Source organism: Paracoccus homiensis (assembly GCF_900111675.1).
Lineage (GTDB): Bacteria > Pseudomonadota > Alphaproteobacteria > Rhodobacterales > Rhodobacteraceae > Paracoccus > Paracoccus homiensis.
The window spans coordinates 80,282-104,484 of record NZ_FOHO01000009.1 but is presented as its reverse complement, the minus strand read 5'-3'; the positions used below and the strand labels follow the sequence as shown (position 1 = coordinate 104,484).

The following is a 24,203-nucleotide window of genomic DNA, read 5'->3' as shown; positions in this document are numbered from 1 at the left end:
CCTCCATCGCTGCGGACTTTTCTCCGAACAACAGGGGCCGAGGTGATGCGGGTGCTGATCGGCTGCGAAACATCAGGCGTGATGCGCCGCGCGTTCGATGCGCTTGGGCACGATGTCTGGTCCTGCGATTTGCTGCCCGCCGAGGATGGCAGCAACCGCCACATCAGGTGCGATATCCGCGAACTGCTGGACGATGGCTGGGATCTGCTGGCAGTCATGCACCCGCCCTGCACCCGGCTTTGCCGGTCCGGTCGGCGCTGGATGAGCGGTCCGGGCAAATGGACGCCGCCGAAGCAACTGCCGAAGGGCAGGACCATCGAGGACATGCGCGCCGAGTTCGAGGAAGGCGTGGGCCTGTTCATCGACTGCTGGCGCGCGCCGATCGAGCGGGTCGCCATCGAAAACCCGGAAATGAACGATCTGGCCAAGGACCGGATGCCTGCGGACCTGCCTGCGCCTCAGATCGTCCAGCCGTTCTGGTTCGGTGAGCCGGCCTACAAGGCCACGGGCTTCTATCTGCGCGGGCTTCCAAGGCTCACGGCTACCGATCGACTGCCCGAACCCGAAAGGGGCAGCGACGAGTGGAAGGCGTGGAACGCCATCCATCGCACACCGCCAGGGCCGGATCGCTGGAAGATCCGCAGCCGGACCTTTGAGGGCGTGGCCAAGGCCTGCGCGACGCAGTGGTCGCCACACGCGATGGAGCAGGCAGCATGACCCCCTCCGAGCATTCCTTGGCCTTTCTGCGCGCGGTCCGCACCGGGCCTGCCACGCTGGCGGAGAACGCTGAACGCGCCGGCCTGACGCTGGCGCAGGCGCGCGAGGTGCTGTTTCGCGGCACGCAGGCCGGGCGCCTCCGCGTCAACGACAAGGATCGGCAGAATATCGTGATCGAGGTGGTTGAATGACGCAGCACATCGTCAACGTGAGCGGCGGTAAAGACAGCACCGCCTGTTACCTGCTGGCTTTGCAATCTGGTCGGCCTTTCCGCGCCGTCATGGCCGACACCGGCAACGAGCATCAGATCACAATGGATTACGCCCAAGGGCTTGCAGCCAAAACGGGCGGACCAGAGGTCGAAGTGTTCCGCGCTGATTTTTCAGAGCGGATCGCGAAGAAGCGGCGATATGTGGCAGAAAAATGGCCGCTGAAGGGCGTTCCCTGCGCGACCATAGATCGCGCGCTTGAAGTGCTTCAGCCGACCGGAAACCCGTTCTTGGACCTGTGCATCTGGAAGGGTCGGTTCCCGTCTCGCCGCGCGCAGTTCTGCACAGAATTTCTGAAATCCGAAGCCATCCAGCAGAAGGTTATCGACGTTACCCGTAAATCCGCCACCGTCATTCAGTGGCTGGGCGTGCGTCGCGACGAAAGCATAGCCCGCCGACACTCGCCCATGTGGCAGACGGTCAGGACACCGGGTCAGCATGTCATGCGGTTCTATCGCCCGCTGATCCATTGGACTGCTGAGAATGTGTTTTCTTTCGCCGCGCATCACGGCGTCGATCCCAACCCGCTCTATCTCGAAGGGATGGGCCGCGTCGGCTGCTTCCCGTGCATCAACGCCAGTAAAGCCGAACTTCGCGCAATTTGGCGGCGGTATCCTGATGCTTTCGAGCGCATCGAGGATTGGGAGGACATAGTTGCGGACGCCAGTAAGCGTGGCGCTGCGACGTTTTTCGCGGCTGATGTGACGCCGGAAGGCGCAAGGATGGCGAGAGCCGGGATCAGCGGTGCGCGTGGCGGGCCTCAATACCCAAGAGCGAAACAGGTTGCGGCGTGGGCGCAAACGGATCGCGGCGGTCGTCAGCATAGCTGGCTGATCGACGCTGAAGATGACGGCGTTTCCTGCACTTCACAATATGGGCTTTGCGAATGACGGACCTGCCGACAACCCATGGCGGCTGGCAGGTGATCTATGCCGATCCGCCCTGGCGCTTTGCCAGCAATAGCGCGGCCAAGCCCGGTCGCAACGCGCGCCGGCACTACGACTGCATGACAGTCGAGGAAATCTGCGCCTTGCCGGTCAAGGATATCGCAGCCCCCGCCGCGCTGCTGCTCATGTGGGTGACGGTGCCCTTCGCGCACCGCGCCGACGAGGTTGTCCGCGCATGGGGATTCCGCACCAAGTCGCAGATCGTCTGGCCAAAGCAGCGGATCGGAACCGGCTATTGGGCGCGCAATCAGCATGAACTGGTCGTGATTGCCACGCGCGGCCGGTTCCCATGCCCGCGGCCCGCACTGTTCCCAACCAGCATCGTTCCCGGCGCGCAGCGCGAACACAGCCGCAAGCCGGAATGGGTCGCGGATCAGGTCGATGCGCGCCTGCCGGGCCTTCGCAAGCTGGAAATGTTCGGCCGCCGCCAGCGCGCAGGCTGGGCTGTCTGGGGCAATGAAACCACGAAATTTGAGAGGGTCGGTGAATGATCGTCGCTCGCATCATCCTGCCATGGCCGCCGTCAAATCTGTCCCCGAACGGGTCGCAGAAGGGGCTGCGCGGCAAGCGCGCCTCTGCGCGGGCCTACAAGGCGACCTGCGCCGCGATCATGCGCGAGAAGGGCCGGGCCGTTCAAAAGTTGCCCGCCGGCGCGGTCGTCGAGCGCGTGACGCTGACCTACTGCCCGCCGCCGCGCGTCCGTCTGAACGGCTACGACTTCGACAACATGGGCAAGCGGATGAAGCAGGGCCTCGACGCGCTGGCGGAGGCTATCGGCGTCGATGACGGCGAGTGGCTGGAGCTGCTGCAGAAGCGCGGTGAGCGGTGCCGTGACGGGGCCGTTATCGTGGAAATCGAGGTGGGCGAATGAGCGAGAAGGCCGTTCATATCGCCTTGTATCCGTCCGACTGGCTTGCCGGGACGCGCGGCCTGACGCCGGCAGAAACCGGGGTCTACATCACGCTCGTTTGCATGATGTATGAGCGGCAGTCTCCACTGCCATTCGACCACGCGCGCCTTGCCCGGATGTGCAATTGCCCGGCCGGGACATTCAAGAAGATCCTCGCCGTTCTGATTGACGAGCGGAAGCTGATCGAGACGCCGGATGGGCTCTGGCAGCGCCGCGTTGATCGCGAGATTGCAGCCGCAAAAGAGGCCATTGGCGAGGCGTCCGAACGCGCGAAACGCGCGGCTGATGCCCGCTGGTCGAAATCCAAAGGGCAAAGTGGCGAGTGCGAAAACGCGAAGGTCAAACGGCAAAGTGACGAACAGCAAAGCGACGATCACAGGCCGAAAAAATCAAATGAAAACAGTGAGGGCAATATGCAGGAGCAATGCCCGAGCAATGCTAACCAGAACCAGAACCAGAATATAGGTGGTGGTGGTGGTAGCGCGTGTGCGCACGAGCCCGAAATTCGAGAGCGCGTTCTCGCCGCGATGGGTGTCAGCCCTGATGGCGTTATCGGGCCGTCGAAATTCATCGGCGGGGCAGGGGACGTGTCCGAACTTCGCCGCTGGTTGGACCTGCCGAACCTGAACCCCGACCTGATCTGCGCGGAGATTGCCAGGATATCAGCCGGCAAGCGCGACGGGCCGCCCAAATCCTTCACCTACTTCACCGAACCGCTGCGCCGCCTGAGCGGCCAGCTATCCGCACCTGCCCTGAAACCGATCGAGGGAACCCGCCATGACCCGCAATCTGCCCGCACAGATCACCGCGCCGCTGCCCGCTCCGACGCCACAGCTCGCCAAATCGCTTTCGCCGCAAGAGCTGTCCGCACACCGTCAGACGATTGCTTCTGAGGTCAAGATCGTCATGGCAGCGTATTTCGACCCATCGGAAAGCGATGAGGTCAAAGCGGGCCTGTTGGCGTGGTTCTGCGATGAATTGCAGGACTGGACTCACGAGCAGGTCGTTTGGGCACTGCGGTCCTGGAACCGAGAGAACCCGCGCCGCCGCCCGACGCCCGGCGATATCGTCGCCCTGCTGAAAAAAGCCCGTGGTGAGAAGATCGCCCGCGAGCGCGCCGCAGCCGTGCAGCCCGACGATCACGCCGGCATGAGCCGCGAGGATCACCAGCGCGTCAGCGCCGAAATGTCCGACAAGCTGGCCGCCTTCATCCGGCCAATGCCGAAGGTGGCAGAATGACCACCCTGCCGCGCATCGTGCGCCAACCCGATGCCTCGCCCTTCACCCGCGAGGATGTCGCCGCCATCCGCCGCGCAAGCAGCGAGGTCATGGCGATCGAGGGGATCGCAGGAGAGGCCGCAAAGCTGGCGGGCATGACCTTCGCCCGCATCACCGGACCCGATCGCCACGCCGCCGCCGTCAAGGTCCGGGATGTGATCTGCTATCGCTGCAACGCCCTCGGCTACAGCGCCAGCGACATTGCCCGAGCTCTCAAGCGCGACCACTCGACCATCATCACCGCGATCCGACGCGAAGCCGCAAGAAGGGGCGAGATATGAACACCGACAACATGCAACTGACAGCCATCCGCCGCTATGCAGCGGGCGAGGACGCAACAGCCATAAGTCGCGACCTGGGCATGAATGACACCTGGGCCCGCGTCACGGTCGGCCGCATCCGCCGTGCCGATCTTGCCGAAAGCGGAGAGGATCCGGCGGCTGTCCGCGCCGCATACGGGAAAGGCGGTGGCGCATGACGGTCGATGAAGCCCAAGACCTGCTGCGCCGCGTGATGACCGCCGGCGTTCCCAAGCATCTGCGCCCGAAGCATGACGATCGGCGCGTGTTCGGCAAGGGCAATGCCGCGAGGTCCAAGGCCATCCGCAATTCCGCCCGCGTCGAGGTCTGGGCCCTGCGTGATGCCGGGCTGACGCAAGCGCAGATCTGCGAGCGGCTGAACCGGTCGAAGTGCTTCATCCAGCGGGTTTTGAGGGAGGGGCGCGAGGCATGAGCTGGCAAAAGGCACGGATCACCCGGCGCCTGTCGGATCCAGAAGTTGCCGAGCAGTGGCGGCAAGGTTCCTGTGCCGGAAAGGTTTCGTTCGACACGCCCCAGATGGCCTACCAGACCGCGCGGCGCCAGCGCTTTCCCGGCAAACACTACCGCTGCCTGATTTGCGGAAAATTTCATATCGACGGCGTTGGAAGGAAAAACCGCTGATGGCACCAAAGCCCAAGACTGGCCCCATTGATGATGCCGAGCGCTTCATCATCGCCAACCCCGAAACCACGTATGGCGAGGCCGCCCGCGCGTTCGGCATCACGCACAACGCCATCAGGGCGCGCATCTCGAACAAGTATGGGTCGCTGGCCGAGGCACGCCTGCTGGTCGATGCGGGCATCGTCCCGCGCGACCCGCGCCGCGTCCTGAAACCCATCCGCCGCTGCATGCGCTGCGGAGTGTCCAGCAACATAGATCAGGGGCAGCGAATGTGTAACGGATGCAAGAAGGAAATCGCCAAGCTGCATGATGGGGGTGTTTGAGCATGGACAGCAAACAAGTGAAATCTGCTGCGCCCGCTGAAAAGCCGCGTCGCAAGCCGCCAGCCGCAGGCAAGGGGCGGAAAAAGGGCACGCCGAACAAGATCACCGCCACGCTGAAAGAGGCGATCCTTCAAGCCGCAGAGAACGCAGGCGGGGTAAAGGGCACGGTCGGATACCTTGAAAAACAGGCCAAGGAAAACCCGCAGGTGTTCATGCCGCTGCTTGGGAAGGTGCTGCCAATGCAGGTCCAGCATGAAGGCGCGATCAGGATTGAACGCGTCGACGTTAAATTTGTCGGGGATGAATGATCCTCAACGTCACGCCGCCTAAAGTCTTCGCCCCGCTTTGGAAGTCCAAGGCGCGCTATCTCGGCGCGCATGGCGGCCGGGGCTCGGGCAAGTCCTGGGACCGTGGGGCGCATCTTCTGGTTCGCCATCTGACCGAGCCCGGTCTTTCTTCAATCTGCCTGCGTGACGTTCAGAAATCGCTCGATCAATCTGTTTTCAAGCTGATTGTAGAAACCGCGCACCGCCTTGGCGCGATCGAGGCCATTAAGCCGGTGGAGTCTGATCGCGTGATCAGAACGCCAGGCGGCGGAATCATCACCTTCGCCGGGATGAACGAGTTCAACGCCGAGAACATCAAGTCGCTGGAAGGCTTCGACATTGCTTGGTGGGAGGAGGCCCAGACTGCCGGCCAGCGCGCCCTTGATCTTCTGCGCCCGACGCTGCGCAAGCCCGGATCGCAACTATGGTTCACCTGGAACCCGCGCCTGCGGTCCGACCCCGTTGATCAGATGATGCGCCAGGATCCGCGCTTCGCGGATTCGCGCACCGTGGTCGAAGCAAACTGGCGAGACAACCCGTTTCGCGGCGATGAACTGGAAGAAGAGCGCCTGCTCGACCTTGCGGGCGACGAGGCGCGCTATCGCCACATATGGGAGGGCGATTACGAGGCCGAGTCCGACATGCAGTTCATCGGCGGCGGCATGGTCCGCGAGGCCATGGAGCGCCAGCCGAACCCTACGACGGTCGATGAACTGGTGCTTGGCGTCGATGTGGCGCGCTTCGGGGATGACCGGACGGTGATCAAGGCGCGGCGTGGGCGGGACGGCACGACAATGCCCGCGATCAAACTGCTGCGTGCCGACACAATGCAGGTGGCCGCCCGCGTCATGGCCGAGATTGACCGCCTGAATCCGGACGGAGTATTCATCGATGAGGGCGGTGTCGGCGGGGGCGTGGTCGATCGCTGCCGCCAGATGGGCTACAACGTCATCGGCGTGAACTTCGGAGGCAAGGCAGATCGCGTGATCGATGGCGTTCCGAAATGCGCCAACAAGCGCGCGCAGATGTGGGCGACGATGCGCGAATGGCTCAAGTCCGGGGGCTGCATCGAGGACAATCGTGAATTGGAGATGGACCTGACGGGTCCGCTCTATAGCTTCGACAACAACAACGCGATCGTGCTGGAAAAGAAATCCGACATGAAGAAACGCGGCGTGGCCAGTCCCGACGAGGGCGACGCGCTGGCGCTGACTTTCGCTTATCCGGTTGTGGCCCGGTCGATCGGCCGCGCCGAGGATCAGCGCAAGCAGGAAGAATGGCACCCCGTCTGGGGAAGCCAGAACGGCTGAGCCCGACATATATCGCGGGACTAGCTGTCCATATCCTGCGCGTGCCACAGATCGCAGGAACACACCATGCCCGCCTATACCGTCGCGAATGCAACGCCCGCCCCGCAGACCCTGCCCACGCCCGGCGCTGATGCTTGGGTAATGCCTCTGGGCGGCACGATCCGCATCGCTGAATCTGACGGTGATCTTGCTCTGGCAATGCCGATCGCAAGTGGCGTTCCGTTTCCCGTAACCAATGGCGCGTCAGGCTTGCGCTATGTCTCGGATGGTTCGGCATCCGTCATCGTGCGGATGCAGGATAAACTCTGATGCGTTTTTTCGGCTGGTCTGAGTTCGGGGCGATCTGGGCGGCGCTTCGTGGCGGTGCGAACAATCCACTTGCCCCGTTTTACGCTAGTGGCGCTATCGCGATCCACCACAGCGTGGAGGGCGCGACCCCCGCTGGTGGTCCTGCTACTGCGTTCACGAACCAAGGCGGTGCAGGCGCTGCGTTTGACGCGGAGGTAATCGGCTCACCTCTTGCTCTACAGGGCAAGTTTATTCAGCCACAGCCGAGCGACAGTTACCCGCAAATGGCCAGCGCTGCCGATCTGGTGGGCGTGCATCTAATCTGGGTTATGGCGCCCCAGGTCGCCAACGGCACCTATATGTGCTTTGGCTCTGAGGTTGCCCCGGCGCCTTACCTACGCATTTCAAACGGCATAGCTATTCAGCTGTACGATGGCAGCGGCAGCATATCGTTGTCTGGTATTCCTCAATCGACCGCGCCTCGGATCTTCGAGGTTCGCATCGACGCCACCACTGCGACACTGATTATCAACGGGCAGACAATCGATATCGAAAACCATACATTCACTGCGCTGAATGTTGACAATATCATGCGCCGCAATGGCACTTTCCAAGCCTTCGCCGGAAAGTTTGGTGACATCTTGGGTGTGCTCTTGGATCACCCTCAAGCGGAAGCTGCGCTGTCAGAAGCACGCACATATCTGAACGAACGTTTTTCATTGGGGCTGGCGCTGTGATCCGCGATCTGTTTCGAGCCGAGGCGCATCGGGACGGCTACACATGGATGGCTGTTCTGCTGGCGCATTTCGCCATTGGCGTGGCACTGTGGATGCTATGCCGAGGATGGGGCGATATGAACGCGGTCGCGGCTGCGGGTATCGTCTATGCGCTGTTCGAGCGAGTGCAGGGCTATATCGGTGACCGGTCATTGTATTGGGACTCGGTGCTGGACTGGACGGGCGTTATGCTCGGCAGCGTCGCTGCGATGATGATCTGGCAGCATAATTCCGGGATGTTCGCCACAGCCATCGTATCGCTCGCCATCGTGTCAATCGCTGGTGGGCTGGCGAGAAGCTGATACCCCAACATATATCGGCCCCTATTCCGCCCGCATGATGCCCTCGACGTAACGCGATCGAGGGCATTTTCATGTGCAGCAAGCCGGACATTCCCGAGCCCACCGAATACCAGGCGAGCAAGGCGCCGGTGTTCAACAGCCAGTCTGAAAGCCGCTCGAAGACCGGGCGGCAGGGCACGTTGCTGGCGACCAGCAATCCCGGCGCCGGGCAGGAATACGCCCCTGGCGGCAAGAAAACGCTGCTGGGCCAATAAGCCATGGCGGCGAAGCGCGACGAAATGCTGGCCAAGACCCTGAGGAACCGCCGCGATGCGATGAATCAGGAGTTCAACTATTGGCAGGGCCACTTCCGCGAGCTGCGGGACGTTATCCAGCCGTCGCGCGGCCGGTTCGAGATCAGCGAGCGCCGCGGCGACTCTTCGATCAACCGGCGCATTCTTGACGACACGGCCAAGATGGCGCTGCGCACTCTGCGCGCGGGCCTGATGTCCGGCGTCACCAGCCCGTCGCGCCCGTGGTTCCGCCTTGGGCTGCGCGGGTCCGAGGCCGACAGCGCGGTCTACGAGGTCAAGGAATGGCTGCAGGAAGCGCAGCGCCGCATGTACGAGGTCATGCGCGGGTCGAACGTCTATCGCATGCTGGATGGCCTCTATGGCGATCTGGGCCTCTACGGCACCGGGTCCAGCCTGATCGTGCAGGACTTTGAGGATGTGATCCGGGCGCACAAGCAGCAGGTCGGCCTGTTCCGCCTGGGCGATGATGGCAGCGGTCGCATCACCGGGCTTTACCGCGAGATGAAGATGTCGGTGCGTGGCATCGTGGAGACCTGGGGCCTGGACAACGTGTCGGATCAGGTGCGCCGTGACTGGGATCAGGGCAGCTATTACCAGACCCACGACATCTGCCACATGGTGGACAAGCGCGCCGATGGCGATCCCGAGGCGATGACGTCAGCCCGCCGCCCGTGGGCATCGGTTTACTGGGAAAAGTCGAAGGAAAGCGAGTTCCTGCATATCGGTGGGCATCGCGTCCGGCCGATCCTTGCGCCGCGCTGGGAAGCGATCGACGGCGAAGCGTGGTCCGTGTCATCGCCGGGCATGGACGCCCTGGGCGACGCCGCATCGCTGCAGACGCTGCAGGAGCAGAAGGCCATCGCAATCCAGAAGATGCACAACCCGCCGCTGCAGGGCGGCCCAATGGCTGCTGGCAGCTTCTTCAAGAACGTGCCGGGCGGTCTGACCGCAATGGCGGCCTCGGATCTGAACGCTGGCGGTCTGCGTCCGGTCTACGAGGTGCGGCCCGATATTCAGGGGCTGCTGCTGGATATTCAGGAGACGCAGCGCCGCATCGATGTCGCGTTCTACAAGGACCTGTTCCAGATGACCGCTACGGCATTGGACGGTCGCAGCCAGATCACGGCGCGCGAGATCGCCGAGCGGCATGAAGAAAAGCTGATGGCCTTGGGGCCGGTTCTGGAAAGCCTTGACCACGAGCTGCTGCAGCCCCTGATCGAAGCGACATGGGCCTACATGCAAGAGGCAGACATCATGCCCGAGGCGCCGGATGCAGTCGCCGGGATGCCGATCAAGGTCGAATATATTTCGCTGCTGGCGCAGGCCCAGAAGGCGATCGGCGTCGGCGCGATCGAGCGGACCATCGGATTTGCCGGGACGCTGGCGCAGGTCAGCCCCGAAGTGCTGGACATGCTGGACGGCGACAAGGCCCTGCGCGAGTTTGCCGATTATGTCGGCGGGCCGCCGTCGATCCTGCATTCGCCCGAAGAACTGGAAAAGCGCCGCAAGGCCAAGGCAGACGCCGCAGCACAGGCGCAGGCCGTTGAAGCTGCCGAACCCATGGCCGGGGCAGCAAAGCTTCTGAGCGAGGCAAACCTGAACGGGATCGACGCGCTGCAGCGAGGGTCGGCCCTATGAGCATTCGCGAGGACATCATCGAACAGCGCGCGATGCAGGTTCGTCAGGCCTGGGATGCGATCCTGCGCCAGCCCGAGGGCCGCCTTGCGGTCTGGTCGATCCTCGAAGGCTGTCACCTGTTCGGGCAGACGCACTTCGGAAACGACCTAGACGGGTTCCGGGCAGGCCAACGCGATATCGGGCTTGGCATCTTGCGTGACCGCGTTTTTCCGCATGGGTCGAAAACCTTCACCGACATGCAGATCGAACACGCTGATCTGATCGATCGGCTGGAAGCCGCGGCCGAACGCGATGCCGCCAATGCTGAAAAGGAAAACAGCGATGAGTGATGAAGCCAATGCCTCGACCGAAACCGCCGATGCCACCGCGCAGGCCGCCACCACCGAGGGACTGACCACGGAACAGGGCGCAACCCCCGGCGAGACGGGCACCACGCAGGAGCAGGGCCAGAGGGAAGGCGATCAGAATTCGAATGACGGCGGTGACGCCGGGCCCTTCGCGCTGAAAGCCCCGGAAGGTGCCGAGGCATTCCAGGCGGATTTCGACAAATTTGCGGGTGACATGGATGGCTGGCTGAAAGCCAACCCCAATGCGACCGCGCGCGAGGCGCTGGCAGAGGCCGCCAATCGGCAGGCCCGCACCGCAGGCGAAGGCCAACAGGCCGCGCTGGCGGCGCACAACAAGCAGATTTCGGACTGGGAAGCTGGTCTGAAAGCAGATCCCGATTTCGGGGGCGAGAACTTCGACGCCAATGTCGCGACCTTCCTCAAGGGCGTGGATGCAGTCGGAAGCCCCGAACTTCGGCAAATGCTCGATCGGTCGGGGATGGGAAGCCACCCCGAGATCGTGAAGGCCTTCCACAAGGTCGGAAAGATGGTCGCGGACTCGTCCGTCGCCACCGGCAAGGCGGGCACCGAGACGCGGAGCAACTTCGCGAACTCCCTCTATGGCAGCAACGGAAAGGGTTAAGCCATGGCCGAACTGAATGTGAAGAACCCGGGTCTGGTCGACATCCTGACCCGCACCAACGCCGGGGGCGATATCGCCCAGATCATCGAACTGGCAGAGAAGTCCAACCCCATCATGCGCGATGCGGTCTATACCGAGTGCAATGACGGGACCAAGCACCAGCATGTCATCCGCACCGGCATCCCGGAACCGGCATGGCGCCGCTATAACTCGGGCGTGAAGCAGGGCAAGACCACCACCGCGAAGGTCGTGGACACCACCGGCATGGCCGAGGAATTCAGCGTTGTCGACAAGGCGCTGGCCGACATGAACGGCAATGCCGCGGCGTTTCGGGCTTCGGAAATGTCGGGGCTGGTCGAAGGCTTCAACCAGTTCATGGCCCGCAACATGGTCTATGGCTCGATCGCCACGACCCCCGATGGCTTCATGGGCCTCGATGTCCGCTACAATGATCCGGGCGTCGCTTCGGGCCGCCAGCTGATCAACGGCGGCGGCAGCGGCAGCGACAACACCTCGATTTGGTTCGTGACCTGGGGGCCGCGTGCGACCACGCTGCTTTACCCCAAGGGCTCGGCGGCTGGCCTCTCGCGTCAGGATATGGGCGTGCAGCTGTGGGACGCCCCGGACGGCAGTGGCAAGTTCAAGGCCTATGTCGATCACCTGAAATGGGACATGGGCCTGTCGGTGGGCGACTGGCGCGGCAACGCGCGCATCGCCAACATCGACGTGTCGGCGCTGACCAAGGATGCCGCCACCGGCGCAGACCTTCTGGATCTGCTGATCGACGCCGAGGAAATGATCGACACCTCGTCGCGCGTCGGCATCGACAGCAATGGCAACCTCGTGGAAGGCAAGACCGTCATCTACGTGGGCCGCACCGTCGCGAAGTTCCTGCGCAAGCAGGCGCTGAACAAGAAGAACGTCAACCTGACGGTTGAGGAAGTCGCGGGCGAGCGCGTGACGATGTGGGGCGATATGCCCGTGCGTCGCCTGGATGCGATCACCGACACGGAAAGCGCGATCACCTTCCCGTAAGGGCAGGGCGCGCGCAGGCTTCGCCCTTCGGGGCGGGGCCTTAACCCCATCGCATCGAAAGGAAATCGAGATGCACTTGGACGCTCAAAATCTGTTCTCGGATGCGCAGGCACTGACCGCGACGGCGAACAGCACGAACCATCTGGATCTGCAGGCCACGGCCACCCCGGCCATGTCGCCCGCAGCGTTGAAACGCGACATCGGCGGCGGCATCGACGTTCCGTTGCTGGCCCAGGTCGTGGCCAACTTCACCGGCGGCACTTCGGTCGAGGTGCAGGTGCAGGTCGATGACAACGCGGCCTTTTCCTCGGCAAAGACCGTGGGCTCGTCGGGCGCGATCCCGGTCGCGACGCTGAAAGCCGGTTACAAGTTCCCGCTGCCCGTGATCCCATTCGGGGCCGATGAGCGCTATATGCGCCTGCGCTACGTGGTCAGCGGCACGCCGACCGCCGGCGCCGTGACGGCCGGCATCGTGCCGGGGATCCAGACGAATGGCTGAGAATGGTGAAATCTGGGCCGTGGCGACGCGCCGCGGTCAAACCCCCGATCGGCTCTGGCATTCGCCGGAAAGCGGGCCTTTCCAGATTGATCCTTCTCTGTTCTCGTCGCGCTGGATGCGCAAGGCCACCAAGGCCGATCTGACCGACGCCATGGTCGAGGATGGCGAGGCAGATCAGGCGGCGGTGACCGGCTCGGCAAAGGCCATGAATGAGATGACCGATGATGAGCTGGCCGCGCATTACAAGGCCGTCATGGGCGAAAAGCCCCACGGTCGCGCCAAGCGCGAGACCCTGATCGAGCGGATCACGGAAAAGCTGAACGACGATTGAGGGCGGGCGGCTTTGGCCGCCCCCTTCGCAACCTGGAATTTCTCACATTTGAGGCCCGCGCCATGCAATCCGCCATCGCCATCTGCAACGTCGCCCTTTCGACCTATCTTGGCGCGGCCACGATCACGGCGCTGGAAGGCCCATCCCCGGAAGCCGAGGCCTGCAACCTGCATTATGATCGGGTCCGTCAATCGCTGTTGCAGCGGTTCCCGTGGTATTGGGCTGGCCGACGCGAGGTTCTGGTCGAGGAAACCCTGAACGATCGCGCGGGGGCATGGGCGCACAAATATGCCCGTCCTGCGCATCTGGTCGCTATTCGTTGGGTCAACCATCCAGCCGCGGCGCGCATGGCACTGGAAGCCGGGCGGTCACCGGACAGCCTGCGCGAACTGACGGCCACCGCCATCTATTCCGACATGGCCGACGCCGTGATCGAATACACCCGAGACGAGACCGATCCCACGCTGTTCCCGCCTGCCTTCGCGGATGCTCTTGCGGCCTCGATCGGCGCGGCCATCGCAATGTCGATCACCAAGGATGTGGCGAAGAAAAAGGACGCGGAACAGGCGGCGGCGCTGCTTTTGGATCAGGCTATGGCCATGGATTTCAATGAGCGGCCTGCTGTCGAGCATCGGCATGTTCCGCCCAACCTTGCCGTGCGGGGGATCGTCTGATGCCAGCGGCGCGTTTTCAGCCCAGCTTTGGCGCGGGCGTCCTTGGCCCGGCGATCTGGGGTCGCATTGATCTTGCGAAATACGACACCGGACTGCGCAAGGGGCGCAATGTCTTCATCCACACGCATGGCGGCGTTAGCAACCGGCCCGGCCTGCGATTCATCTGCGAGGTCATGGACAGCACGCACCGGCATCGTCTGATCCCTTTCACGCGCGAGTCCGATGACACGGCCGTTCTGATCTTCGGCGAGAATGAAATGGGGATCGTGAAGGATGGGGCGCGAGTCCAGTCGGGCGGTTCGCCTTACGCCATCTCGACGCCATGGACGGCGGCCATGGTGCAGGATCTGGACTTTGTCCAGTCGATCGATGTTCTGTTCACGGCGCACAGACTGCGCGCGCCGCGTCGCATTTCTCGGTTTGCCGATGATAACTGGGCGATCGATGATGTGCAGATAAACCCGACGACGCCAGTCCCGACGATCAACAGCGTCACGCCGCGCAACGCTGGCGATGAAACCTACCGCTACAAGGTGACCGCGATCGTCAACGGGGTGGAAAGCTTCGCCTCTGGCCCACTTGCGACGACTGCAGCGCAGATGCTGAACGAGGCCGGGGCCTATAACACGATCAATTTCACTGCCGTCGCAGGGGCCGACGAATATCGCATCTACCGGATGCGGAACGGCGTGGCCGGATATATCGGTTTCACCGACAACACGACATTTCGCGACGACAACATTTCGCCGGACACATCAGTCACCCCGCCCAGGCAGGCGAACCTGTTCGGCAGCGCAGGAAATTACCCGTCCGTGGTGTCCATTTATCAGCAGCGTCTGGCGTTCGGCGCTTCAATCAATGATCCCGAAACGATCTGGATGTCGCGGATCGGAGACTACTTCAATTTCACGCGGTCGCAGAATTTCATCGGCTCGGATCGGGCCGAGTTCAATCTGTCAGGCGAGCAACTGAACCGCGTCCGGTCGATGCTGCAACTGCGCGAGTTGCTGGTTTTCACCTCGGCGGGCGAGTTCAGCGTGACCGGCCCCGATGGAGGATTCGACGCGACCAACCCGATCGTGACGCAATACGGCTATGTCGGCTCGTCGCGGGTCAAGCCGCTTGTGGCTGATGACACGGCGCTTTTCGTTGACCGATCTGGCCGGAATGTCCGCGATCTGCGCTATGCCTATGAAAGCGACGGATACAGCGGGAATGATCTGACCATCTTCGCAAGCCATTTCTTCGAGGGCCGTTCGATCGTTTCCTGGGCGATGGCAAAGAACCCCTGGTCGATCATCTGGGTCGTGCTGGACAACGGCAAGCTGCTGGCGCTGACTTATAAGCGCGAGCATCAGGTCTGGGCATGGACCGAAATGGACATCGACGGCGAAGTCGAAAGCGTTGCCTGCGTCACGGAAGGCAATGCCGATGCAACCTACCTGATCGTCCGGCGTCAGGTGAACGGATCGCAGCGGCGCTATGTCGAACGGTTCGATGATCGGTCCTTCAGCACAGCGGCCCAGGCCTATTTCGTGGATTGCGGCATCACCTATCAGGGCATGGCAACGGCGACGATCACTGGCCTGGGGCATCTTGAAGGCCGCGAGGTCGTGGCGCTGGCGAATGGCGACGTGGTGGCCGGGCTGACGGTCACCGGGGGCGCGGTGACGCTGCCGTTTCCGTCGAGCCTGGTCCACGTCGGCTTGCCGTATACCGCAGAGATCGAAACCCTTCCGCCTGCGATCCAGTTCGATGATGTCGGCGCCAGCAGGGGGCGTCCGCATTCTATCAGCAAGATCCGGGTCCAGATGGAGAAGACGCGCGGCATCAAGGTCGTGGTGGATGGCACACGCGAGAATGAGATCGTGCAAACCGGGGGCAATCTGTCAGAGGCGATCCCGTTGTGGACGGGGATGCACGATCTGACATCGCCGCCGCATTGGAACAAGGACGGGACCGTCACGATCCGGCAGGACTATCCCCTTCCGATGACGATCCTTGGCCTTTCGCCGGAGTTGAGCATTGGCCGCGGTTGATCTGAGGCCCATCACGCGCGCGGTGATCGAGGATCTGATCCCACGCCTTCGCCCGCTTGATCGTCTGGAACTGGACTGCATGACGCCGGGCGATCCCGCTGATCGGCTTGCCGAAATGGTCGCCCGGGCGCGAAGATCCCGCGCGGCATATATGGGCGGGGATCTGGTCTGTATCTTCGGGGTCAGCGCGGCGTCTCTGGCCGCCGATGTGGGTTGCCCGTGGGCCTTGATCACGCGGGCGGTCGATCGGCCGGACGTGCGGCGGGAACTGGTGGCGGATTCGCGCGTGGCGCTGGAATGGGTCGGCCAGGACTTTCGTCGCCTCTGGAACTACGTCGCAGCCGAGAACGTCACGGCGATCCGCTGGCTCAAATGGATGGGGTTCAGCTTCGGCGGGCAAGAGGTGGTTCTGCAGGGCCATAGGTTCCTGCATTTTGAGAAGGAAACGGGCTGATGTGTGTGGCGCCAATGGCAATTCTACCCGGCCTTGCATCGGCGGGTTCGGGTGGCGGCATCCTCGGCGGGCTTTCGGGGCTGATGCAAGGCTTCGGCGGCTGGGGCACGGCACTGACGGCGGCGTCCGGGGCGGTCTCCACCTATTCTGCGGTTCAGCAAGGCAACGCAGCTCAAGCCGCAGCAGAGGCGATGGCTAGGCAGCAGGATGCAGCGGCCAAGGATTCACTGCGTCGGGGCGAAGATGAGGCCGAGCAACGGCGCCGGCAGGGCGCGGCGATCATGGCGCAGCAACGCGTCGCGATGGCGGCCAATGGCATCGACACCAGCGCGGCATCCGCGATCGAGCAGCTGGACAGCACCAAGGGCGCGATCGAGGATGACGCCTTCGCCATCCGCAAGAACGCGGCGCAACAGGCGGGCACCTATTCACAGCAGGCGGCCAACAGCCGGGCCGAGGGCGCGGATGCCCGGTCGGCTGGCATGTGGGGCGCGGCGGGCACGCTGCTGACCACGGGCGCAAAGGTCGGGTCGAAGTATTCAGAATGGGCGCGGTCGCGCACCACATCGGCGGGGTATGCGTGATGGCGATGCGCGTTCCGGGATATGAGCGGCGCGAGGTCGTTCAGGTTCAGCAGCCGGTCGGGGTAACCCCCCGGCAAAGCGGCGTCGGGCAGGTTGCACAGGGCTTGGCGAATGCCGGCGCGATGTTCGACCAGTGGCAGGCGGATGTGGACGAGGCCGACGCCAAGCGGGCGGATACGGCGTTTTCACAAGATATCAGGACGGCGCTGAACGATCCTGAGAAGGGATATCTGTATGCTCGCGGTGGCGATGCCATGTCGCGCCGCAAGGAAGTGATCAGCGGGCTGGAGCAAGCCTATAACCAGCGACTGAACGGGTTGAGCCCCGCGGCCAAGGAAATGGCGCAAAGGGCGCTGCAGGCCCGCAAGGATTCGGCCTTGTCTGGCATCGCTACGCACGCGGGGCGAGAGCGGATCACCTATCTGGATAATCAGTCTGATGCCCGGATGCAGGCGGCGGTAAACGATGCCTTGGTCGATCCGCGATCTATTGATCGGTCCCGCCAAATCCTGCGAGGCGAGATCTCGGAACGGGCGTCTCGCGCCGGATGGTCGCCTGAACAAACCGCCGCCGCATACACGACCGCCGAATCCGAGATGTATCGGATGGCCACGGTCAGCATGGCGCAGTCCGATCCTGTCGCTGCCGCTGAGTTTCTGACGGCGCACGCCGCGACGATGGACCCGGGTGAGCTGATGGCGGCGCGGGACGCGCTGCTCAAACCTTTGGCTGCGGTCGCAGAGAGGGATGCGATTTCAGGCATGCAGGCCGGTGATGGCCCGGCGGTCAGTCTCGATGATATCGTCGCCAAGATCATAGGGGCGGAAAGCAGCGGAAACCCCAACGCAAAAAACCCGAACTCGTCTGCATCTGGCCTCGGTCAATTCATCGACTCCACATGGCTGAACGTGGTCAAGAAATACCGCCCGGATGTTGCGGCTGGTCGCAGTGACGCCGATCTTATCGCACTGAAGGGCGACCGTGCGCTGGGTCGTGAAATGACCTTGCGATACACGCAAGAAAATGCGTCCGCCCTGCAGGCGGCCGGCCACGTGGCCACGCCCGGGAACGTTTACCTTGCACACTTTCTCGGGCCTGCCGGTGCGCGAACCGTTCTGGCTGCGTCCGATGATGCTTCGGTTTCGGACCTTCTGCCGGCGGAGGTGTTGAAGGCCAATTCGTTCCTCAGGGGGATGACCGTCGCAGATCTGCGCGGCTGGTCGGACAAGAAGATGGGCGGAACCGGAGTCGTTCAAAGCTTCAGCCCCCGGGTTTCCGAGGCTATCAATGCCCTTCCGTCATTCCAGGCAGAGCAGGTTAGGCAGGCGTCCTTTTCCGGCGTGTCAGCCTGGCAGACGCAGGAGGCGGCGGCGGTCAAAGCGGCTCAGACGCAAGCCGTCGATTCTTTCAAATTGAGGATCGCGCAGGCCGACAAGACCCTGACAGACGGGGAAATCCTTTCAGCCGATATTGATGACGGCGACAAGGCAACCTTGATCACCTCGCGAAAGACCAAATTCAAGGAGGTCGCCCAGACAGCCACGGATGTCGCCGCGTTTCAGGCGGGACGCCTGATCGTGGACCCTTACAGCGGCGAAGGTCGGAAGCGTGCTGACGCCCTCTTTGGCGAGATGGCGAAGACCATCCCGGAGGGGCAGAGCAGCTTGCCGATGATCGAGGGTATCGTTGAGCAGACGGGGATTGTTCCGTCTTCCGTGTCTGGCGCATTGCGCATGGGATTGACCAGCCGTGATCCGGCGCAGGTCCAGCAGGCACTGATGATGGGCCAACGGATCGACGCCATTGACCCGCATGCGATGGGTCGCAGGGATGGCGGCGGGCAAGTGAGTGACCGCGTTGACCTGTTCAATCACCTGACCGGGCCGATCGGACTGTCAGCTGAAGATGCGACGCGGCGGATCATGGATATGGATGACCCCCAGAAACAAGCCGACAGGAAGGCGCTTCTTGGAAGCCCCGATACGGAAACATGGCTCAAGGAAAACGCGACCACCGAGAGCGCGCGCGCCGTTTTCGATGAAGGGTGGTTCAGCAGCGCGCCACAACTTGGCGAGACGCCCATGCAGTCCGCAGCGGCGACGGCGGAATACCGCGAAATCCTGCAGGAGTCGCTGGTCGATGCGAATGGCGACGAAGACATGGCCAAGCAGCTTGCCGCGAGCCGGTTCCGGCGTCGCTATGGCGTGTCGTCATACAACCTTTCGCAGTCGGGCGCGGTCACCAGGCTTCCACCAGAGGTGACATATCCGAAGGGCCTTGACGGAACGCATGACTATATCGGTGAACAGGCCATCGCTGCGCTGTCAGCAGAGGATATCACCGCAAGCAGCGTGTTCATGCAGGCAGACGTGCAGACGGAAGCGGATATGCGCGCGGGACGGCCGCCTCGCTACGCGCTGTTCTATGTCGATGAAGAGGGGATGGTGCAGCAGTTTCAGCATGCCTTCTACGCTGATCCACCGTCGCCGGCGGATATTGCCAAGACGCGCAGGGATGAGGCGATGAAGGCTCAAAGGGATCTTCTTCGCCGAAATCAGGAATTGCGTGCGCCCGAAAATCAACGAGGCAACAATGCCCTTCGATAAGACAAAGACAATCTCGCCATATACGCCGAGCGGCGATCAGATGAGCGCGCAGGGCGTCGGACTGGGGGGCACGCTCGGCGCCGCATTCCGTCAATCCAACATGGTCGGGTCGCTTGCGTCGTCAGATGCCGCCTGGACGAGGGCGCGCGGAACCTATGACAGGGTCGATCCTGCCTATAATGTCTTCGATGACATTTCTGGCTATGAGAGCCATATCGACAGCTTCATCGACGTGTTCAATCCCGAAGCGGCGGCAGCGGTGAAAGCCGATATCGATCGCGAGACGCGCGACCGGAGGACGCTGGAGGCGTCGGGTTGGGTAGGAACCGCGGCTGAAATCGGCGCCAGCATCGCGGACGTGCCAACGCTGTTGCCGGGCGGCGTGCTGGCTCGGACCGGGCGCGTGGGCTATTCGGCGCTTAAATCAGCCGGGTCCGTCTCAGCTGCGGCGGCGGTCGCGACCAGCGTGCAGGAGACCGGGCTGCAGGCATCGCAGGAACTGCGGACAGGAACAGAGAGCGCGTTGGCGATCGGTGGGTCCGCGCTGTTTGGCGCGATCCTTGGTGGCGCCGCTGGCGCGATCATGAGCCGCGCCGAATACAAGGCGGCTGGCTCGGCCATCCAGAATGCAACCCGGCCAGACTTTGACGCCGCGACCGATAGTCTTCACGCCGAATTGGCTGTGATGGCAAAGCCTGAAAGCGCCGGGGCCGCCGCCGCGCCGGTTTCCACGCTTGAGGATTTTGACATTGCAGGCAGGGCGGCCAGCAAGGCCGCGAAGGCCACCGCGCAGTTGAACCCGCTTCTCAGGACGCTCCAAAGCCCATCAAGGCTGGTCCGGGAGATTTCCTCGCAGATGCTGGAAAATCCAGTCTATCTCAAGCGCAACATGGCTGGGGAAGGCGAGGCGGCAGCAGAGACCGCCATGAAGGAATGGACGCGCGGCGCGGTCGGATCGACCGTAGAGACGCTGAATGATGCGTATAAGGCCCTGCGGCAGAGGGGCGCGCAGATGTCACGCACCGAATTCAATGAGGCCATCGGCATGGCGATGCGTCGCGGCGATCAAAGTGATGTTCCTGAAGTCGCAACAGCCGCATCCGCCATCCGCAGCAGCGTCTTTGATCCGCTGAAGGATCGGGCCATCGAGGCTGGCCTCCTGCCAGAGGGCGTAAGCGTGGATACCGCCGAAAGCTATTTCAGTCGGCTCTGGAACCGGAAGGCGATCGAGGCCAACGAAGCCGAGTTCAAGGCGATCCTGCGCAACTATTTCGACGGACAGATAACCGCGGCATCCGAGCGCGCCGCCGCCGATACCGAAAAGGCCACTGAAGCGCTGCGAAGCGCGCGTGAGGCCGTGGAGAGAGGGGTGTCGGCTCGTCGGGCTGATGCGGAAGCATTGTCCGATGGTGTCGCACGGGGCGTGGCCGATATCATGTCCGACGATGCCATGCGCGCGTTTCGCTCTGGCGTTGACGATCTGTCTGGCCGCGTGGTCGGGGAGTTGGACCGCGCCGACGCGGATCGGCTGTCCAAGATCGAGGGAGATTTAGAGAAAATCGGCCGGCGCGGTGAGTTCGATTTCCTGAGCGACGCCGATCGCGCCGACTATCTCGAAGGCATCATCGAGGATGTCTATGCCGCTGTGACCGGTCGAGGCTATGACGGGTCACTGCCGACCGGCATAGTGGTGGCAAAGCGTGGCCCCTTGGCTGAACGTACATTCCATATCCCGGATGAGCTGGTCGAGAAGTTCATCGAAAACAATGCCGACCTGGTAATGCGCCGCTATGCCCGCACCATGTCCGCGGACATCGAACTGCAAAACCGCTTTGGGTCGGTGACGATGAAGCCGCAGATTGAGCAGGTTCGTTCAGAATATGCTGATCTCAAGGCCGCGCTTGAGGCGCGATCCGACCTTGATCCCGCGAAAAAGGCAAAGCAGCTGGCGGATCTGCAGGCGCGCGAACGCTCTGACGTGCGCGATCTTGAGGCGGTCCGGGACATGCTTCGCGGGAACTATCTGGCGGACCAACAGGGAACCGGATTTGCGCGCACGCTAAGCGCCGCTCAGACCTTCAATTACCTGACATCCCTGGGTGGGGTCGCGATCTCGTCTCTCACGGATGCTGTTCGCCCGGCCATGGTCCACGGCCTCCGCTCATATATAGAGGACGGCCTGCGCCCCCTAATCCGAAATCTGGACGGGATCAAGCTGACCAAAAGTGAAGCAAAGCGGGCCGGCGCGATCGCTGAAAAGGTTCTGCAGTCCCGCATGGCGACACTGGCGGATCTGACCGACCCCTATGCACAAGGGCATCCCTTCGAGCGGTTTCTGAACAATGCGGCAAACGGCTTCACCAAGATGACCGGCTTGCTGCACTGGAATGATTTCCAGAAGACGCTGTCCGCGACGATGACCCAGAACCGGATCCTGAAGAATGCAGAGATCGCGGCCGAGAAGGGGTTCGACGCCCTTCCCAAGCCCGAGCAGGCCTATATGGGCTATCTGGGTGTCGGTCGTGACAGCGCCGAATTGCTGGGAAGGCTGTTTCGCCAGCACGGCGATACGTTGGATGGCGTCCGCGTAGCGAATGCTGAAACTTGGCCGCCCGAAATGGATCACATGCTCCGGGCGTGGCGCGCGGCGATCAACAAAGACGTGGATTCAATCATCGTCACCAAGGGCCTCGGTGATACGCCGCTGTTCGCCTCGACTCCGATCGGCCGTGCTGTCCTGCAGTTCCGATCCTTCGCACTGGCGTCCAATCAACGCGTCATGCTGCGGGGGCTGCAGGAAGATCAGACGCGCTTCTGGGGTGGCGTGCTTGGCATGTCCACCATCGGGGCGTTCATCTACTGGATCAAGAACCTGGAAAGCGGTCGGCCAATTTCGGACAATCCCGGCAAGTGGGCCGCTGAGGGGCTGGACCGTTCCGGTATTTTCGCGATTGCCTTCGAGATCAACAACGCGCTGGAAAAAGCTGGTGGGCCAGGCATCTACAAAACTGCATCCGCAGCGTTTCCGAACGCCAGCCAGCAGGCGCCAGCATCGCGTTTCGCAACCCGAAACGTAGTGTCAGGTTTCATGGGGCCGACCTTCGGTCGAGCGGAGGATGCGGTCGGAATGCTGTCACTCGGGTTCCGCGCAGGGGGCGATTTGCTGGCCGGGGAGGCGCCGGACATCGCGGCGAGTGACGTATCCCTCATGCGTCGCCAAGTGCCCTTCGCTTCGCTGCCTTATTGGCGGTGGCTCATCGACGGACAGATTTTGTCGCCACTGAAGGAGGATCTGCAGAGGTAAGCTGTCGATACTCTGAATGCAGATCTTTCCCCTGACTGTACCATTTCTCGTGAATTTCTCGCCACGCCCTTCTCGCCGAATAGTAGTCTATGGCGTAGCGCGAAAGAAATCCGGCAGCCAACGCCATTGAGACGATCGCGCTTAACGAGTTAGAAAACCAGAGCGACGCACCAAGGCCGATCCAAGCAGCCACGCCAAATAGTGCGTAAGGCCCGGCGTCCGCCTCTATTTTATGAAGTTCCTCGGACTTCGCGTAGTCGCGCAAAATCTCGCCACGCCTATCCTCATCCCACGCGCGCCGCCAAGCCTCGGCGGATCTTGGGTCGAGGTCGTTGCTCATTCAGCCGGATGCCGGTTCTGCCGACGACTATCCCGCCCGGTATACCAGACGAGAAACCCGGCGATCAGCAAGCCGCTGGCCGGCATGATAAGCAGCGTGAGTTCCAGTCCGGTCATGGTTCAAGCCTCCGCAAGATGCGTCGTGCTATCAAATGTAGGGCCAATGAGCCGATCAGACAATATGCCATGAGGATGGCGACCAATGGTGCCGGGGGCACTGACCCGGCCGCCATACCGATGGATGGCGCCAGACCTCCCACGGCGAACATCGCAATTGCCATCCCGTTGATGAATGTCGCGGTCAGCTTGGTCTGTTCATTGCGGAAGTGGTTCATTTGGTCTTGTCAGACGATGGCTGTGATGCGTCGCGCCCGCGATAATCGGCCAACTTCTCAGAAAGATCGTCAAGAACCTCCACAAAAAGGCGCTTTGCAACATCTTCACCCACGCCCTCTGGAAGCGCATAAATCTCTGCAAGAAGTTCGTTTTTTTCGGCTTCTGTCCGGGGCACAAGGCCTTCCTCTAATAGGAAGTCTAACATCTTAGACAGGATGTCTCGGTAGCTGTCGCGGGGGGCTGGGTATTCCTTTTCCAGCGTTGCCACGATTTCAGCGTTCATACTGCGGTTGTTTGCCTCGGCGGCGGCCTTGATCCGGTCCCGCATCCCGTCAGGGAGGCGAAGCATAAAGCGGTCGCTCTCGCGGTTGGTAGGTATTGTTGACATCTGCGATTCCCTCTTTGTGCCACGGTGACATAAAAAAATTATTGCAGCCATGCTTCCACCGTGGCATAGATGAATTGTGCCACGGTGGCATATTTGGAGGTGAGATGAAGAGATACCCCAGCCAAACCGCAGATCGCTTTATGATCCGTCTTCCTGACGGATGGCGAGATGTGATCAAGGTGGAGGCGGCCAAGAACCGCCGGTCCATGAACAGCGAGATCGTGGAAGCCATCGCGACGGCGATGCGCGTTAAGGGGGTGCAGCTTGAGCAGGCATCCTGAAACGAATGAAGCCGCCGGGAGTGCCATCCCAACGGCTTCGATGAAA

Annotated in this window: 33 protein-coding genes; 31 read left to right on the top strand and 2 right to left on the bottom strand. The window is 62.4% G+C overall.

Annotated elements, in window-relative coordinates; genetic code table 11:
* The first annotated feature begins 45 nt into the window (after positions 1-45).
* From BMX67_RS13035 to BMX67_RS12890, 30 genes are all read left to right on the top strand, one after another.
* Positions 46-717, top strand: a complete 672-nt coding sequence (locus BMX67_RS13035) for a hypothetical protein (protein WP_090735737.1) — start codon at positions 46-48, stop codon at positions 715-717.
* Positions 714-908, top strand: a complete 195-nt coding sequence (locus BMX67_RS13030) for a hypothetical protein (protein ID WP_090735736.1) — start codon at positions 714-716, stop codon at positions 906-908. Before BMX67_RS13035 ends, BMX67_RS13030 begins: the two co-directional genes overlap by 4 nt.
* Complete coding sequence (locus BMX67_RS13025) at positions 905-1,876, top strand: phosphoadenosine phosphosulfate reductase domain-containing protein (RefSeq protein ID WP_090735734.1); 972 nt, start codon at positions 905-907, stop codon at positions 1,874-1,876. Before BMX67_RS13030 ends, BMX67_RS13025 begins: the two co-directional genes overlap by 4 nt.
* Entirely contained in the window at positions 1,873-2,424 is a 552-nt protein-coding gene (locus tag BMX67_RS13020) for an MT-A70 family methyltransferase (protein WP_090735732.1), read from the top strand. The genes BMX67_RS13025 and BMX67_RS13020 overlap by 4 nt, the downstream gene beginning before the upstream one ends.
* Entirely contained in the window at positions 2,421-2,804 is a 384-nt protein-coding gene (locus BMX67_RS13015; RefSeq protein ID WP_090735730.1) for a RusA family crossover junction endodeoxyribonuclease, read from the top strand. Before BMX67_RS13020 ends, BMX67_RS13015 begins: the two co-directional genes overlap by 4 nt.
* Positions 2,801-3,736: a YdaU family protein gene (locus BMX67_RS13010; protein WP_090735728.1), complete on the top strand. Its 936-nt coding sequence runs from the start codon at positions 2,801-2,803 to the stop codon at positions 3,734-3,736. The genes BMX67_RS13015 and BMX67_RS13010 overlap by 4 nt, the downstream gene beginning before the upstream one ends.
* A complete protein-coding gene (locus tag BMX67_RS13005) occupies positions 3,621-4,082 on the top strand; it encodes a hypothetical protein (RefSeq protein ID WP_139206523.1) in 462 nt (153 codons plus the stop codon). Before BMX67_RS13010 ends, BMX67_RS13005 begins: the two co-directional genes overlap by 116 nt.
* A complete protein-coding gene (locus tag BMX67_RS13000) occupies positions 4,079-4,402 on the top strand; it encodes a helix-turn-helix domain-containing protein (RefSeq protein ID WP_090735725.1) in 324 nt (107 codons plus the stop codon). The genes BMX67_RS13005 and BMX67_RS13000 overlap by 4 nt, the downstream gene beginning before the upstream one ends.
* On the top strand, positions 4,399-4,599 hold the full coding sequence (locus BMX67_RS12995) for a hypothetical protein (protein ID WP_090735722.1): 201 nt from the start codon (positions 4,399-4,401) through the stop codon (positions 4,597-4,599). Before BMX67_RS13000 ends, BMX67_RS12995 begins: the two co-directional genes overlap by 4 nt.
* The gene (locus tag BMX67_RS12990; protein WP_090735721.1) at positions 4,596-4,853 is read left to right on the top strand and encodes a hypothetical protein; all 258 of its coding nucleotides are present in this window, start codon (positions 4,596-4,598) and stop codon (positions 4,851-4,853) included. Before BMX67_RS12995 ends, BMX67_RS12990 begins: the two co-directional genes overlap by 4 nt.
* Positions 4,850-5,062: a hypothetical protein gene (locus BMX67_RS12985; RefSeq protein WP_090735719.1), complete on the top strand. Its 213-nt coding sequence runs from the start codon at positions 4,850-4,852 to the stop codon at positions 5,060-5,062. Before BMX67_RS12990 ends, BMX67_RS12985 begins: the two co-directional genes overlap by 4 nt.
* Positions 5,062-5,385, top strand: coding sequence for a hypothetical protein (locus tag BMX67_RS12980; RefSeq protein ID WP_090735717.1), 324 nt, complete (start codon positions 5,062-5,064; stop codon positions 5,383-5,385). Before BMX67_RS12985 ends, BMX67_RS12980 begins: the two co-directional genes overlap by 1 nt.
* Positions 5,386-5,387: 2 nt before the next feature.
* Positions 5,388-5,693 (top strand): hypothetical protein, encoded by a 306-nt coding sequence (locus BMX67_RS12975; RefSeq protein ID WP_090735715.1) that lies wholly within the window; start codon positions 5,388-5,390, stop codon positions 5,691-5,693.
* Positions 5,690-7,021, top strand: a complete 1,332-nt coding sequence (locus tag BMX67_RS12970; protein WP_090735714.1) for a phage terminase large subunit — start codon at positions 5,690-5,692, stop codon at positions 7,019-7,021. The genes BMX67_RS12975 and BMX67_RS12970 overlap by 4 nt, the downstream gene beginning before the upstream one ends.
* A 66-nt stretch (positions 7,022-7,087) precedes the next feature.
* On the top strand, positions 7,088-7,330 hold the full coding sequence (locus BMX67_RS12965; RefSeq protein WP_090735712.1) for a hypothetical protein: 243 nt from the start codon (positions 7,088-7,090) through the stop codon (positions 7,328-7,330).
* Positions 7,330-8,046, top strand: coding sequence for a hypothetical protein (locus BMX67_RS12960; protein ID WP_090735711.1), 717 nt, complete (start codon positions 7,330-7,332; stop codon positions 8,044-8,046). The genes BMX67_RS12965 and BMX67_RS12960 overlap by 1 nt, the downstream gene beginning before the upstream one ends.
* Before the next feature lie 47 nt (positions 8,047-8,093).
* Positions 8,094-8,387: a hypothetical protein gene (locus BMX67_RS12955; RefSeq protein WP_090735709.1), complete on the top strand. Its 294-nt coding sequence runs from the start codon at positions 8,094-8,096 to the stop codon at positions 8,385-8,387.
* A gap of 71 nt (positions 8,388-8,458) precedes the next feature.
* The gene (locus BMX67_RS12950; protein WP_090735707.1) at positions 8,459-8,641 is read left to right on the top strand and encodes a hypothetical protein; all 183 of its coding nucleotides are present in this window, start codon (positions 8,459-8,461) and stop codon (positions 8,639-8,641) included.
* 3 nt (positions 8,642-8,644) lie between these two features.
* Entirely contained in the window at positions 8,645-10,318 is a 1,674-nt protein-coding gene (locus tag BMX67_RS12945) for a portal protein (protein ID WP_090735706.1), read from the top strand.
* Complete coding sequence (locus BMX67_RS12940) at positions 10,315-10,647, top strand: hypothetical protein (RefSeq protein WP_090735704.1); 333 nt, start codon at positions 10,315-10,317, stop codon at positions 10,645-10,647. Before BMX67_RS12945 ends, BMX67_RS12940 begins: the two co-directional genes overlap by 4 nt.
* On the top strand, positions 10,610-11,287 hold the full coding sequence (locus BMX67_RS12935) for a hypothetical protein (RefSeq protein ID WP_139206521.1): 678 nt from the start codon (positions 10,610-10,612) through the stop codon (positions 11,285-11,287). The genes BMX67_RS12940 and BMX67_RS12935 overlap by 38 nt, the downstream gene beginning before the upstream one ends.
* A gap of 3 nt (positions 11,288-11,290) precedes the next feature.
* Positions 11,291-12,322 (top strand): major capsid protein, encoded by a 1,032-nt coding sequence (locus BMX67_RS12930; RefSeq protein ID WP_090735701.1) that lies wholly within the window; start codon positions 11,291-11,293, stop codon positions 12,320-12,322.
* Between the two features lie 70 nt (positions 12,323-12,392).
* On the top strand, positions 12,393-12,821 hold the full coding sequence (locus tag BMX67_RS12925; RefSeq protein WP_090735699.1) for a Bbp16 family capsid cement protein: 429 nt from the start codon (positions 12,393-12,395) through the stop codon (positions 12,819-12,821).
* Positions 12,814-13,152 carry a hypothetical protein gene (locus BMX67_RS12920; RefSeq protein WP_090735697.1) on the top strand — a complete coding sequence of 113 codons (339 nt, stop codon included), beginning with the start codon at positions 12,814-12,816 and terminating at the stop codon, positions 13,150-13,152. Before BMX67_RS12925 ends, BMX67_RS12920 begins: the two co-directional genes overlap by 8 nt.
* A 62-nt stretch (positions 13,153-13,214) precedes the next feature.
* Positions 13,215-13,826 (top strand): phage connector family protein, encoded by a 612-nt coding sequence (locus tag BMX67_RS12915; protein ID WP_139206520.1) that lies wholly within the window; start codon positions 13,215-13,217, stop codon positions 13,824-13,826.
* Positions 13,826-15,865 (top strand): phage tail protein, encoded by a 2,040-nt coding sequence (locus BMX67_RS12910; RefSeq protein WP_090735693.1) that lies wholly within the window; start codon positions 13,826-13,828, stop codon positions 15,863-15,865. The genes BMX67_RS12915 and BMX67_RS12910 overlap by 1 nt, the downstream gene beginning before the upstream one ends.
* A complete protein-coding gene (locus BMX67_RS12905) occupies positions 15,852-16,319 on the top strand; it encodes a hypothetical protein (RefSeq protein WP_090735691.1) in 468 nt (155 codons plus the stop codon). Before BMX67_RS12910 ends, BMX67_RS12905 begins: the two co-directional genes overlap by 14 nt.
* 14 nt (positions 16,320-16,333) lie before the next feature.
* Entirely contained in the window at positions 16,334-16,903 is a 570-nt protein-coding gene (locus BMX67_RS12900; RefSeq protein ID WP_139206519.1) for a hypothetical protein, read from the top strand.
* A complete protein-coding gene (locus BMX67_RS12895; protein ID WP_139206518.1) occupies positions 16,903-19,509 on the top strand; it encodes a hypothetical protein in 2,607 nt (868 codons plus the stop codon). The genes BMX67_RS12900 and BMX67_RS12895 overlap by 1 nt, the downstream gene beginning before the upstream one ends.
* A 40-nt stretch (positions 19,510-19,549) precedes the next feature.
* Positions 19,550-22,813: a hypothetical protein gene (locus BMX67_RS12890; RefSeq protein WP_090735683.1), complete on the top strand. Its 3,264-nt coding sequence runs from the start codon at positions 19,550-19,552 to the stop codon at positions 22,811-22,813.
* On the opposite strand, the gene BMX67_RS19350 is transcribed toward BMX67_RS12890, so the two are convergent.
* Positions 22,764-23,153 carry a hypothetical protein gene (locus BMX67_RS19350; RefSeq protein WP_139206517.1) on the bottom strand — a complete coding sequence of 130 codons (390 nt, stop codon included), beginning with the start codon at positions 23,151-23,153 and terminating at the stop codon, positions 22,764-22,766. The two genes, BMX67_RS12890 and BMX67_RS19350, sit on opposite strands and share 50 nt — an antisense overlap.
* Before the next feature lie 330 nt (positions 23,154-23,483).
* A complete protein-coding gene (locus tag BMX67_RS12880; RefSeq protein WP_090735677.1) occupies positions 23,484-23,876 on the bottom strand; it encodes an Arc family DNA-binding protein in 393 nt (130 codons plus the stop codon).
* A 104-nt stretch (positions 23,877-23,980) separates the two neighbouring features.
* Between BMX67_RS12880 and BMX67_RS20055 the strand changes: the two genes are divergently transcribed.
* A complete protein-coding gene (locus BMX67_RS20055; protein ID WP_090735674.1) occupies positions 23,981-24,157 on the top strand; it encodes an Arc family DNA-binding protein in 177 nt (58 codons plus the stop codon).
* The last annotated feature ends 46 nt before the right edge of the window (positions 24,158-24,203 follow it).